At 43.8% G+C, this 13,311-nt stretch carries 11 protein-coding genes; 8 read left to right on the forward strand and 3 right to left on the reverse strand.

All coding sequences use genetic code 11. From position 1 onward, the window contains the following. Nucleotides 1–10: 10 nt before the first annotated feature. Both M9196_RS16450 and M9196_RS16455 read left to right on the forward strand, forming a co-directional pair. On the forward strand, nucleotides 11–3,196 hold the full coding sequence (locus M9196_RS16450) for an efflux RND transporter permease subunit (RefSeq protein ID WP_250618605.1): 3,186 nt from the start codon (nucleotides 11–13) through the stop codon (nucleotides 3,194–3,196). 94 nt (nucleotides 3,197–3,290) lie between these two features. Next, nucleotides 3,291–3,485: a YgaP family membrane protein gene (locus tag M9196_RS16455; protein ID WP_250618606.1), complete on the forward strand. Its 195-nt coding sequence runs from the start codon at nucleotides 3,291–3,293 to the stop codon at nucleotides 3,483–3,485. Nucleotides 3,486–3,500: 15 nt separating this feature from the next. On the opposite strand, the gene M9196_RS16460 is transcribed toward M9196_RS16455, so the two are convergent. Then, a complete protein-coding gene (locus M9196_RS16460) occupies nucleotides 3,501–4,346 on the reverse strand; it encodes an endonuclease/exonuclease/phosphatase family protein (RefSeq protein ID WP_250618607.1) in 846 nt (281 codons plus the stop codon). A 340-nt stretch (nucleotides 4,347–4,686) separates the two neighbouring features. On the opposite strand from M9196_RS16460, the gene nrdD reads away from it, so the two are divergent. From nrdD to M9196_RS16480, 4 genes are all read left to right on the forward strand, one after another. Further along, nucleotides 4,687–6,807: an anaerobic ribonucleoside-triphosphate reductase gene (nrdD, locus tag M9196_RS16465; protein WP_250618608.1), complete on the forward strand. Its 2,121-nt coding sequence runs from the start codon at nucleotides 4,687–4,689 to the stop codon at nucleotides 6,805–6,807. Between the two features lie 221 nt (nucleotides 6,808–7,028). Next, nucleotides 7,029–7,499 carry an anaerobic ribonucleoside-triphosphate reductase-activating protein gene (nrdG, locus tag M9196_RS16470; RefSeq protein WP_250618609.1) on the forward strand — a complete coding sequence of 157 codons (471 nt, stop codon included), beginning with the start codon at nucleotides 7,029–7,031 and terminating at the stop codon, nucleotides 7,497–7,499. A 131-nt stretch (nucleotides 7,500–7,630) separates the two neighbouring features. Further along, nucleotides 7,631–8,812 (forward strand): amino acid aminotransferase, encoded by a 1,182-nt coding sequence (locus M9196_RS16475; RefSeq protein WP_250618610.1) that lies wholly within the window; start codon nucleotides 7,631–7,633, stop codon nucleotides 8,810–8,812. A gap of 128 nt (nucleotides 8,813–8,940) precedes the next feature. Further along, the gene (locus tag M9196_RS16480; protein WP_250618611.1) at nucleotides 8,941–9,642 is read left to right on the forward strand and encodes an ATP-dependent zinc protease family protein; all 702 of its coding nucleotides are present in this window, start codon (nucleotides 8,941–8,943) and stop codon (nucleotides 9,640–9,642) included. 169 nt (nucleotides 9,643–9,811) lie between these two features. On the opposite strand, the gene M9196_RS16485 is transcribed toward M9196_RS16480, so the two are convergent. Together M9196_RS16485 and M9196_RS16490 are read right to left on the reverse strand one after the other, a co-directional pair. Then, nucleotides 9,812–10,348: a hypothetical protein gene (locus M9196_RS16485; RefSeq protein WP_250618612.1), complete on the reverse strand. Its 537-nt coding sequence runs from the start codon at nucleotides 10,346–10,348 to the stop codon at nucleotides 9,812–9,814. A gap of 109 nt (nucleotides 10,349–10,457) precedes the next feature. Beyond that, nucleotides 10,458–10,829, reverse strand: a complete 372-nt coding sequence (locus M9196_RS16490) for a YgiW/YdeI family stress tolerance OB fold protein (RefSeq protein ID WP_250618613.1) — start codon at nucleotides 10,827–10,829, stop codon at nucleotides 10,458–10,460. Between the two features lie 230 nt (nucleotides 10,830–11,059). On the opposite strand from M9196_RS16490, the gene M9196_RS16495 reads away from it, so the two are divergent. Together M9196_RS16495 and modA are read left to right on the forward strand one after the other, a co-directional pair. Next, a complete protein-coding gene (locus M9196_RS16495; RefSeq protein ID WP_250618614.1) occupies nucleotides 11,060–12,532 on the forward strand; it encodes a cobyric acid synthase in 1,473 nt (490 codons plus the stop codon). Further along, a complete protein-coding gene (gene modA, locus M9196_RS16500) occupies nucleotides 12,529–13,308 on the forward strand; it encodes a molybdate ABC transporter substrate-binding protein (protein ID WP_250618615.1) in 780 nt (259 codons plus the stop codon). The genes M9196_RS16495 and modA overlap by 4 nt, the downstream gene beginning before the upstream one ends. Nucleotides 13,309–13,311: the final 3 nt, after the last annotated feature.

The following is a 13,311-nucleotide window of genomic DNA, read 5'->3' on the forward strand; positions in this document are numbered from 1 at the left end:
GAGAACATGAATGAGTAACAAAATGAGTGATGACAAAATGGGGATTTCCGGGCGCATTGCTGCTACTTTCCAAACGTCAGCAATGACGCCATTACTAGCGTTAGTCGCACTATTACTCGGCTTAATGGCGATAGCGGTGACACCGAAGGAAGAGGAGCCTCAAATCGATGTCACCTTTGCGGATATATATATTCCATTCCCCGGCGCCACCCCGCGTGAAGTAGAAAGCTTAGTGACCAACCCCACAGAGCAAATCGTTTCGGAAATTAACGGGATAGACAAAATCTATTCATTCTCGCAGCCTGGTGGTGCGATGATTGTCGCGATTTTTGAGGTAGGTATTCCTCGTAACGAGGCGGTAGTTAAAATCTACAACAAGCTCTATTCCAATAATGACTGGATTCCGCCAAATATGGGCGTAGGACAGCCGCTAATTAAACCTCGTGGCATAGAAGATGTGCCGATTGTTAATGTGACATTGTCGGCTAAGCATGAGGACGTGTCGCTACAAGCTCTAACTAGTGTAGCCTCGGGTTTAGAAACTGAATTAAAGCGAATTAAAGGCACGCGAGATATTTACACAGTAGGGCGCCAACCTACGATTGTGGATGTCAGGCTGGATCCGGCAAAAATGTCTGGCTACGGTGTTACGATCGATGCGTTAAATAAAATGTTGCCGGACGCTAACTCTGCATCGACGCTGCTTAGCCTAACGCAAGACAACCAGTCAATTCCTTTGCAGATAGGCGAGTTCTTAACCAATATTGATGACGTTAAACAGTTAGTTGTAGGGCTAAATGACGATCAGCCTGTTTATCTCTCCGACATCGCGCAGGTTGAATTGGATGCAGATACACCAACACAAGTGGTATGGACTGGCGATAAGAATCAGTTAAAGCCGGCAGTTACCATCGCCATAGCCAAAAAAAGTGGGGAAAATGCGGTCGATGTTGCGAAGAAGATTGAGCAGCGATTGACTCAGCTAGAAAGCACATTGATCCCAGATACTATCCAAGTCGACATGACACGTGATTACGGAAAAACAGCTGCCGACAAAGCTAATACCTTAATTGGCAAGCTTGCGTTCGCCACGGGCGCAGTGGTCTTGTTAGTGTTGTTTACCATGGGGGTGCGCGAGGCGGTAGTTGTCGGCATCGCTGTTATCATAACCTTGTTACTGACGTTGTTTGCATCGTGGGCTTGGGGTTTTACCTTGAATAGGGTGTCTTTATTTGCGCTGATTTTTTCGATTGGCATATTGGTTGATGATGCCATTGTCGTTGTAGAGAATATTCATCGACATATGCTCAAAGGGAAGCGAAAACTGGCAGAACTTATTCCTGGCGCCGTTGATGAGGTGGGTGGACCTACGATACTTGCAACATTGACTGTGATTGCCGCATTACTTCCTATGGCGTTTGTTTCCGGATTAATGGGACCATACATGAGTCCAATTCCCATCAATGCGTCGATGGGGATGTTAATTTCATTGATCATTGCCTTTGTGCTGACGCCGTGGCTTGCACGCATTTTATTGAAAAAAGGGGATATGTCGGATCATAAGACGGCGAATAAGCATGTTGTTTTCTTTAATAAGATCATGTCTCCGTTTGTCACTAGTCGTATGCAAAAGCGTAATCGCCTTTTGTTGGGGGTTGGGGTATTGGTGGCGATTGCAGTGTCATTGTGGCTACCTGTACAACAGTTGGTCGTCATGAAAATGCTACCGTTTGACAACAAATCTGAGTTTCAAGTGATTTTGGATATGCCGGAGGGTAACTCATTAGAACGAACACAAAGAGTGTTGTTTGAATTGAGTGATGCACTTAATGAGGTAGAGGAGGTCAAGGATTACCAAATTTACGCGGGCACGGCTGCACCAATCAATTTTAACGGCCTAGTACGACATTATTTTATGCGACAGGCACCAGATAAAGGTGATATCCAGGTTAATTTGACCGATAAGTCTGAACGAGTACGTTCTAGCCATGAAATCGCCGCCCAGATCCGACCGATTTTGGTGGAGATCGCTAAGCGATTTGGTGGGAAAGTCAAAGTCGTTGAAGTGCCACCAGGGCCACCCGTTTGGTCACCGATATTGGCGGAAGTCTATGGGCCGACGCAAGAGGTACGTGAACAAGCCGCATTGACACTACGTGAGATATTCAAAGATACCCAAGACATTGTCGATGTTGATCTTTACCTACCAGAGTCACATCAAAAATGGCAAGTAGTCATAGACCGAAGCAAAGTATCGCGCTTGGGACTTTCTTACTCATCGGTTGTCGATACGTTGGCGACGGCTGTAGGCGGCAAGCCTGTGAGTTACTTGCATAGTGAGCAAAGTAAATACCCTATTCCTATTCAGATTCAAGCAAAGGAGAGTGCCAAAGTTCGTTTAGAGCAGGTGATGAATATGAAAATACGTAGCGCCAATGGTACGCAGTATTTGCTCGCCGATTTGATTCGAATTAGTGAAGCACCAATGGACAACTATATCGTACATAAAAACCTTGTCCCGATGATCATGGTTGTTGGCGATATGACTGGTGACTTGGATAGCCCTTTGTATGGAATGGCGGATATATCCACCACTATGGAAGATAAGGGGTTAGAAGCGAAACAGTACTTTATTAATCAACCCTCGGGGTTGCAAGGTGTAGAAATATTCTGGGATGGTGAATGGACCATTACTTACGAGACATTTCGTGACATGGGTATTGCTTATGCGGTTGGAATGGTACTGATCTATCTTTTAGTTGTCGCGCAGTTCAAATCGTATTTAGTGCCGCTTATTATTATGGCGCCGATTCCTCTGACCATTATCGGGGTCATGCCCGGCCATGTATTATTAGGCGCGCAATTCACGGCGACGTCGATGATCGGCATGATAGCACTTGCTGGGATCATTGTGCGAAACTCGATCTTACTTGTCGATTTCATCAACCACCAATTACGTAATGGTATGGATTTGGGTGACGCTGTGATTGAGTCTGCGATAGTCCGCGCTAAGCCTATTATGCTGACGGCTTTAGCTGCGATGATAGGTGCGGTCTTCATTCTAGATGACCCCATTTTTAATGGCTTAGCAATCAGCCTGATCTTCGGGATTTTTGTTTCAACACTTTTAACCTTATTGATTATTCCAATTCTCTACTATGTTGCGCTAAAGCGTGGTGTGATTCAGGTGGAGTGACAAACAGAACACTTAGTCATTGGGCATACCACTATGCAGCAAAGTAAAGGTTGTAAACGAGTTCATGACTAAAAAAGTTCCAAAGGAGAGCGTAATGAAAGTTGAAAATGGTATTCGAGTATTGGCGGGTTCAATGGTTCTCGTGTCTTTGTTACTCACGGCTTTTGTGAGTCACCACTTTGTTTGGTTGAGTGTTTTTATAGGACTAAACCTAATTCAAAGTGGCTTCACAGGGTTCTGTCCACCCAGAAAGCTATTGCTAAAGTTGGGTTTTAAAGACTCGCCATAGGTGACGGGGTGACCGCTAATACAGCGTCACGCTAATAGGGCAGTGGTCGCTCATGTTAAAAGACAACACGTCCTTGGTGTCCATCGTATTTTGAATGGCTGGGGACGTACGCAACGATGGGCTCACGATGATATGGTCGATCAATGAACGGAACTGATGGGTACGATTGGGGTTTTTATTAGATTGTACTTTACAGGTCGCTTTAGTGGATTGGCTCGTGAGTCGTGGGCTGTAACTGAGACCATTGGTCATTTGAGTCCACAACCAATCTCCGCGATAAGCCAGATTATGGTTGAAATCACCTAATAAAATATAGTTGTCTCCTTGCTGCTCTACCTGTTTAAGCCAGCTATTGACGGCTTTGCCCTGATGTTTAAGTTGCTTGCAAGACGATGTGGCTGAGTATTTCCCGCTGCATCCTGCTTTTAAATGTACCGACAGCAGCTGAATCTTTTCACCTTGATACGTTAACGTCACTGCAGATGCAAAGCGCAGTCGATTCCCTTGGGTAAGAGGAAAATCAGGCTGGTCTTCAACTTGTAATGTGTCGCGTACAGCAAAACCAGTGTATTGGTTTATCTCATTAAACTGGTGTTTATGGTTATGGGAAAGCGCTCGGTCAGAAAAGTAAATGGTGTATTCGTCTCCCACCACTTTTTGGATAGCGGCGATCGAGTCTACTTCTTGGAACGCAAGAATGTCGGGTGAAACTTGTTCTAAGTGACGCGAAAGTGCTTGAAAATCGGCTTCGGTTCGTTGGCTCTGTTCAAACCTGTTTGAAGGGGTAAGTGATAGCCATTCTATATTCCAACTCGTGATGGTTAACGCGTGCGTGAATGTAGGAAAAATACTTATAGCCACTACGCACGTAAATTTTGTTATTTCATAACAGATTGTTCTAAACATCGCCCTTGCCATTTCTAAATGATCGTCCAGCCAATGTGCCGCAAGCGATGCCAAAAGATCAACATAAAGTTGGCAAAATTTAATGAAAATTGTCTGTAATTAACTAACTGGGATCAAGTTCAGTAAGATTGATATCTTCTTGCTCACTACCTCAGTTTAGTTGATCTAAATCAATACTTTTAGTTCTCGCTTCTCGTTAAATACACCACAATATATTGTGTCAGAATCAATCGTAACACCCCCATATAGTGTATTTGTGGATAAGTCTGTGAATATTGAGGGGATAGGAGAAAGGGTGAAAACAATCGTAATCAAAAGAGACGGCTCTCGTGCTCCGTTTACAAAGGATCGTATAGAAGCTGCCGTAGTAAGAGCAGCAGAACATGCAGACAAAGCGCTTGAACTTTATGCGGCCAATGTCGCGATAGCAGTAGAGCTTAAATTGCAAGATTGCGAAAATGTAGACATCCAAGAGATCCAGACTCTCGTCGAGAACGAATTGATGCAAGGTCCATACAAAGGGCTTGCTCGTTCGTATATCGAATATCGTCACGACCGTGATTTAGCGCGTGAAAAGAAAAGTGCGCTGACTAAAGAAATTGAAGGTCTGATTGAAGAAAGTAACGCAGACTTATTAAACGAAAACGCCAATAAAGACGGTAAGGTGATTCCGACGCAACGTGATTTATTAGCGGGCATTGTTGCCAAGCATTACGCGAAAACACGTATTTTACCACGTGATATTGTTCAGGCGCATGATGAAGGTGATATCCATTATCACGATCTTGATTATGCACCGTTTTTCCCAATGTTTAACTGTATGCTCATCGACTTAAAAGGCATGCTGACTCATGGGTTTAAAATGGGTAACGCTGAGATTGATACACCAAAATCGATTTCAACGGCGACGGCAGTGACAGCGCAAATCATCGCACAAGTGGCCAGTCATATTTATGGCGGAACCACGATCAACCGTATTGATGAAGTGCTTGCTCCGTATGTAAAGACGAGCTATGACAAGCACCTTGAGATTGCTAAAGAATGGGATATTCATGCTCCTGAAGAGTTTGCTCTCAAACAAACTGAAAAAGAGTGTTACGACGCGTTTCAATCTTTAGAGTATGAGGTTAACACCCTGCACACAGCGAACGGTCAAACGCCTTTTGTTACGTTTGGTTTTGGTCTTGGCACAAGCTGGGAGTCAAAACTGATCCAACAGTCAATTTTGAAAAATCGTATTGCTGGTCTGGGTAAGAACCGTAAAACGGCGGTGTTCCCTAAATTGGTATTTGCGATTAAAGATGGTTTGAATCATCAGTCGCAAGACCCTCACTACGATGTTAAACAGCTAGCATTAGAATGTGCGTCAAAGCGTATGTACCCAGATATCCTAAATTACGACAAAGTAGTAGAAGTGACGGGTTCATTTAAAACGCCAATGGGTTGTCGTAGTTTTTTGAACACCTATGAAGAGAACGGTGAACTGCAGCATGAAGGTCGTAATAACCTAGGTGTCGTTAGTTTGAACTTGCCACGTATTGCTATTAAAGCAAACGGGTCTATTGATAAGTTCTATGAACTACTTAATGATCGAATGACATTGGCACGCCGCGCGCTAGAAACACGTATTAGCCGTCTTGAAAAAGTAAAAGCTCGTGTGGCGCCTATCCTATATATGGAAGGGGCATGTGGCGTTCGCTTAAAAGCAGATGATTCAATAGCGCCAATCTTTAAAAATGGCAGAGCGTCTATTTCGCTAGGTTACATCGGTATTCACGAGACGATGACCGCGTTATTTGGCACAGATGTTCACATGTTTGATGACAATGAAATCCGTGATAAAGCGCTTGATATCATCAAACACATGAAAGAAACCGTGAAATCGTGGGCAGAAGAAACAGGTTATGCATTTAGCCTTTATGGAACGCCAAGTGAAAACTTATGCAGCCGTTTCTGTCAGATTGATACCAAAGAATTTGGTGTAATAGAAGGCGTCACTGACAAGGGTTACTACACCAATAGTTTCCATTTAGATGTACAAAAGACGGTCAATCCATACGACAAAATTGACTTTGAGATGCCATACCCGGAAATATCGTCTGGTGGTTTTATTTGTTACGGTGAATTCCCGAACATGCAGCGCAACATCGAAGCGTTAGAAAATGTTTGGGATTACAGCTACAGCCGAGTGCCTTACTACGGCACAAACACGCCAATTGATGAATGCTATGAATGTGGTTATACGGGGGAGTTTGATTGCGCAAGTAAAGGCTTTACTTGTCCTAAATGTGGCAACCACGATTCATCCAAAGTATCCGTGACACGCCGTGTTTGTGGTTATTTGGGTAGCCCGGATGCTCGTCCTTTCAACTTCGGCAAGCAAGAAGAAGTAAAACGACGCGTTAAACACTTATAGTAAAAATAGCGAGCAGCGTTGAATGCATTGCCTATTGTGATACTGCGTTCAATGTAACATGTGCATAGTGGCAGGACGTGAAAGGTCACACTGACGCTAACAAAAGCAGCAAAAGAGCCGTCTTTACATGACTTGTGTGCAGGACATAATGTTGTGTATAGGCGGTTTATTGATTCGGTCGTGATCGAATCACCGAGTAAATATCTAGAGACTTACCAACGATGAACTACCACCAGTATCACCCGATAGACGTTGTAAATGGACCCGGGACAAGATGTACGCTTTTTGTGTCTGGCTGTGAGCACCAATGCCGTGGTTGTTATAATCAATCGACGTGGTCATTGCGTTCAGGACATGCTTTTACACAAGCTCTCGAAGATCAAATTATTGCCGATCTTAACGATACTAGAATTAACAAGCGTGGATTGTCTTTATCTGGAGGAGACCCACTGCATCCAGCGAATGTCGAAGCGGTACTTAAATTAGTAAAGAGAGTTAAATCCGAGTGCGTTGGCAAAGATATCTGGTTGTGGTCAGGTTACACCTTAGCGAGTTTATCTGCCAAACAGCGTCAGGTTATAGACCTGGTGGACGTGCTGGTGGATGGTAAATTTGAGCAGCCGTTATTTGATCCAGAACTTGAGTGGCGTGGCAGTGCTAACCAAATTATTCATCGCTTTACTAAAATTTAAGCCATCGTTTTCGCTGATTATGGTGTAATTCTCCACAGCTCTCCTAGCTGACTGCATAAAAGTATTTCATTCATTTGAATCTAGTGATAACGTGAAAGCCATTGCTTGAATTTCAAAGGGTTGTGACTTTCATGTTTTCTCATTTATCCGAGCCTACGCTCGATCCTATTCTGTCTCTTTCCGTTGCTTACCGAAACGATCCTCGCGAGGATAAAGTTGATCTTGGTATTGGTGTTTACCGCAATAGTGAAGGACAAACTCCAATCATGAAGGCTGTTTCCGAGGCGCAACGAATTGTGACCAGTGAACAGCAAACTAAAGCCTATGTAGGCTTAGCGGGTTGTGAAGAGTTTAATCAAAGTATCGCTAAAGTTGTGTTTGGTGAAACGCCAATTTACGACCGAATGTCTATCATTCAAACGCCAGGCGCAAGCGGTGGGTTAAGAATGTTAGGAGACCTGCTGAACGTTGCCGCTCCGGGTACGACAGTATGGTTATCGAATCCAAGTTACGTGAACCATAAACCAGTGATGGAAGCAGCAGGATTAAACGTTAAGTTTTATCGCTATTTCAATACAGAAACTAAGCAGGTTGATACGGATGCGATGTTGACCGACATCAGTTCAGCAGGCGCTGGTGATGTCGTACTTCTGCATGGTTGCTGCCATAACCCTACCGGGGCAGATATTTCACTAGAAGAGTGGAAGCAGATAACCGATTTGAGCGTGCGCAATGGGTTTGTTCCGTTTGTTGATGTTGCTTATCAAGGCTTTGGCGATGGGTTAGAGGCAGATGCACTAGGTCTGCGTCACATGGCTGAAAGTGTTGAAGAAATGCTGTTAACGACGTCTTGCTCCAAGAACTTTGGACTGTATCGTGAACGGACAGGGGCAGCCGTTGTTATTGGCAAAAATGCAAAAGAAGCGGCGAATGCACGCGGTAAATTGCTTACTTTGGCACGCTCGACTTATACCATGCCACCAGATCATGGCGCTGCGCTTGTCAAAACAATTTTGGCAGATGAACATCTCACCAGTCAGTGGCAAACTGAATTGTTAGAAATGCAGCAAAGACTAGTTTCGTTACGTGATGGTCTGTGTAAAGAATTAAAAAACAATCATTCATCTGACCAATTTGACTTTATCATGGCTCACAAAGGCATGTTTACTGTGCTAGGATTTACAGCAGAGCAAATGCAGCGCCTACGAACAGAATTTGGTATTTATGGCGTGGATGACGGCCGAATTAACATTGCGGGCTTGTCAGAAACTCAGTTACCTTATGTCGCTAACGCTCTTATATCCGTGAGTTAATGGTAATCTTGGCGCGTGAAAGATAGCGTGCAGTTTAAGTAAATCGTCGTACAGTCGTTGATACCGTTGCATGGTAGTCGGCAAAATACGACGATAATCCTATAAAAAAAGTAATAAAAGGTGAATGAATGAAAGCGTGGAAAGTGATTTTACCACTGATGTTAAGTGGCGGCCTAGTGGCGTGTTCTACGACAAGCCAAACTGAATCAGTGACTCCACCACAAGTAGAAGAGCCAAAAACAGACTCATCTGCTTCCCAATCTCCAGACGAATCTGAAGCAACAAAAGCCGAGCCAGTTAAGGCAGAGCCAGAGGTGGAAAAACCTGTTGTTGAAAAAGAGACGAAACCTGCAGAAAAGCCTACTAAACCCGCGGTTAAACCGGCGCCTGTGAAAAATGGCGAAGGGAAATTGATTTTGGGTGAAGAGGAATACGTTCGTCTTGTTGATGTGAAAGTTACAACAAAAGCAAGAGTAGATACTGGTGCGACGACTTCATCATTAAGCGCTGTCGATATTATTCCATTTGAACGTGATGGTAAAGACTGGGTGAAATTCAAGGTAAAACACAAAGGTGTTGAGTCTAAAGAAATGAGTTTGCCAGTTGAACGTTGGGTCAAAGTGAAACAGTCTGGTTCAGAAGAGAGTGATAAGCGACCAGTCGTGCTTTCTGCAATTACTATTGGCGATATGACAAGCAAAACCGAGTTTACGTTGGCAGACCGTACGCACCTTAAGTACCCAGTACTATTAGGGAGAAGTTTCTTTAGGGATGTTGCTTTGGTTGATGTTAGTAGAAAATACGTACAACCAAAACCGAAATCTAAATAAGCGAAAAATTAAGTAAAATTAGAAACGGCATAAACCATTAAAAAAGGCTTTCATAATGAAAGCCTTTTTTGTTGTTTGGATATTATTTCAAACCAAAACTCTGAGTACTATTGAGTCACATATAGGGGATGGTTTGAGACTTAGCATAAGGCTTAGAATTGCATAAGGCTTAGAATTCAAATCTGACGGCCATTTGAACTTGTGGACCATAAATACCGCCGTCTTTAATATCGGCTCCAAGAGACAGCTGATCTGTTGAGTGGAAACGAGCTCCCGCACTCCAAATAAATACCGTGTCGTCTCGGCGATTTAACATGCCGATTTGGCCAATCCCTTCTATATTCTCAAGTAGCCAGACACGTGAGCCAATATTAAATTCTGACATAAATTCGCTATCGAATTTTTCGTCATCTCGAGTCTTGACATTATGGATAAGCAGTTGGCCGTATATATCGGCAAATTGACCGGCAGGGCCATTAAACCCAATACCGCCCGCAACATCCCAGTCACCTTCGAAACGAGAATCTCCTCGTACTATAATATGCGTGTTTTCGGTAAAGAAAGTACTAAACTCTGCTCCTATTGTACCAGGGTTTGCACCCAAGCGAACTTGGAAAGCGTTGTAATTGAAATTATTAGCTTGCACTAATGAGGGGGCGATGACTGCTAACGCTAAAAGGGCAGTACGACTTGCTTTACCTAGCATGAGAACTCCGTAATGAATGTCGACATAAGGTCAAAATGATCAATTCGTCAAGTATATATAAAAAAGGCCTGCAAAATACAGACCAATTTATCTTATGTCGAGAAATTCACTACATTATTTGAATATGCTCGACCTCAATTTCTGGTGTCGATCCGCCCTCATACTCGCCAAAAATACGAACTTTAGTTTGATTATCAATCGGTGTAGTGAGGGCAACGTCATCGAGCTCAACTTGTATTTCCGCGTCCCCGTCGCTAAATATAAACTTGTCGTCTTTAATCTGGCGGACGAGATAACCATCAATGATGACGTTTTGTTCGCTAAACATGCTGTTATCTGCCAGTAATTCACTGACCGATGCCGTATCTACGGGACCGTTATAGATAACCGCAGGGTTGTTTTGATGTCCACCGTCTTTTGCGAATACAAGCGCTGGAGCGAAGGTTAGGGCCGCGATGATGGCATAAGCTGTTTTTTTCATGGTGAATATCCTGTTCAATATGACTGGGTGTGGTGTGAGTTCGTGGTCTATTAAAGCGCACCTAAGCTTAACCGCGCGTGAGGCGCTCATTCATTTTCAATTCACGCCTGTTTTAGCTACACCTTTACGTATTTATCTAGTAATACTGAGGTTTACCCGTGACAGTGTTTGGGATATTTAAGTAAAAAAGGTAAACTAACCAAAGGCTTTGAAAAGATAATTAGGAACGTATGCGTCGGACTTCACAAGCTCTGATGGTGCAAGGCACCACTTCAGATGCCGGGAAAAGTGTGTTGGTGGCAGGTTTATGCCGGGTGTTGGCAAGAAGAGCGGTGAAAGTTGCCCCCTTTAAGTCGCAAAATATGGCATTAAATAGTGGCGTCACTCAAGATGGGGGTGAAATTGGACGTGCCCAAGTGGTCCAGGCCCAAGCGGCTAGGGTTATACCAACGGTAGACATGAATCCTGTGCTAATCAAACCTAACTCGGATACGGGGGCGCAGATCATCATACAAGGTAAAGCTTTTACCAATATGGATGCAGTTGATTTTCATGGCTATAAAAAAATTGCTATGCCCTATGTTATGGATTCGTTTAGCAAACTCTCTCAACAGTTTGACACTATTATCATAGAGGGAGCGGGCAGCCCTGCAGAAATTAACTTAAGAGAAAACGATATTGCAAATATGGGTTTTGCAGAGAACGCAGACGTCCCCGTGATTATCGTGGCAGATATCGATAGAGGCGGTGTATTTGCTCATCTATACGGCACACTGGCGCTATTATCTGAATCTGAGCAACGTCGGGTCATAGGTTTCGTTATTAATCGTTTTCGAGGTGATATATCTCTTCTCGAACCGGGGTTGGATTGGTTAGAAGAAAAAACGGGGAAACCTGTTTTGGGTGTCATTCCTTACTTGCATGGTCTAAACATTGAAGCTGAAGATGCCATTGTGGGTGAGCAAATTAAAAATGACCAGACTAAGCTGAGTGTTGTGGTTCCAGTATTAACTCGAATCAGTAACCATACCGATTTCGACGCACTACGACTGCATCCTGATATTGATTTCAGGTATGTCGGAAAAGGCGAGCCGTTAGGCAGCGCTGACCTCATCATTTTACCTGGCTCCAAGTCGGTAAGAGATGACCTTGCGTATCTAAGAGAGCAAGGTTGGGATAAAGAAATTTACCGTCATTTGCGTTATGGTGGAAAAGTGATGGGGATTTGTGGCGGCTACCAAATGCTCGGTAATACTATTTCAGACCCACTCGGAATCGAAGGCGTTTCTGGTACAACCCAAGGGTTAGGATTATTGAAACTAGATACGGAATTAGCCGAGCACAAGCAATTGAAAAACGTGACTGGAGAGATTCAGCTTTTAGAGCAATGCTTACCTGTTCAGGGTTACGAAATTCACGCAGGTGTATCACAAGTTAATGAAAAACAACCTATTATCGATAGTGACGGCGTCACTGATGGGGCGTTAAACGAAGATTCAACAGTTCTCGGGACTTATTGGCACGGTCTTTTTGATTCTGCGGATATGGTAGAACTATTAGCGGAATGGGTTAATGGGTCACAGATGCAATCATTCTCAATTGCCGATGAAAAAGAAAAAGCGATCGATTTAATTGCCGATGCGATAGAGGAGCATATGAGCCTTGACCTATTGTGGCCCGACATTCCGTTAGGTTCCAAATGAGACGCGTAATAGCCAGGCATTTAACCGTACTATTTATAGTGACGTTGTCACCTTTTGTATGGGCTGATAAACTCACCGTTTATGCTGCATCATCGATGACGAATGCCATTAACGCCTTAGCGCAAAGTTATACTCAGCAAAGTGGTGTCGACGTTACTACCGTTTTTGGTGGCTCCGCGTCATTGGCTCGACAGGTCTATCAGGGAGCACCCGCCGATGTGTTTATTTCAGCCAATGAACGCTGGGTTGAGTACCTAATAGAACAGGACATTACCTCGAATGATGCGATATCTGTTATCGCTAAAAATCAACTGGTGGTGGTGTCAAAACATCGTTCACAACCCGATCATACTTTTTCTGTGTCCGAGGCTCAATCATGGATACATGCGTTGGGCGGTGGTCGTTTAGCCATTGGCATGCCGACTTCAGTACCAGCCGGGATTTATGCAAAGCAGTCTCTAGAATCAGTGGGGGTCTGGGAGTATTTGAAAACCCGACTGGCACCCTTGAGTAATGTCAGGCAGGTGTTGGCAATGGTTGAACGTGGTGAAACGCCACTTGGGGTTGTGTATAAAACAGATGCTTTACTCAGCCCTGAGATCGAGGTATTAGCCACATTTGATAGCGGTTCTCACGATGCTATCGTCTATCCTTTAGTGAAACTGAGCCAATCTAAATCTTCACAACAATTTGTTGAATTCGTCTTGTCAAATGAAGGGCAGCGGTTACTACAGACTTATGGTTTTGAGGCGATAGATACGAAGAGTAAGCAATAAGAA

Origin of the sequence: Vibrio methylphosphonaticus, from assembly GCF_023634655.1 — a bacterium.
Classification (GTDB): Bacteria; Pseudomonadota; Gammaproteobacteria; order Enterobacterales; family Vibrionaceae; genus Vibrio; species Vibrio methylphosphonaticus.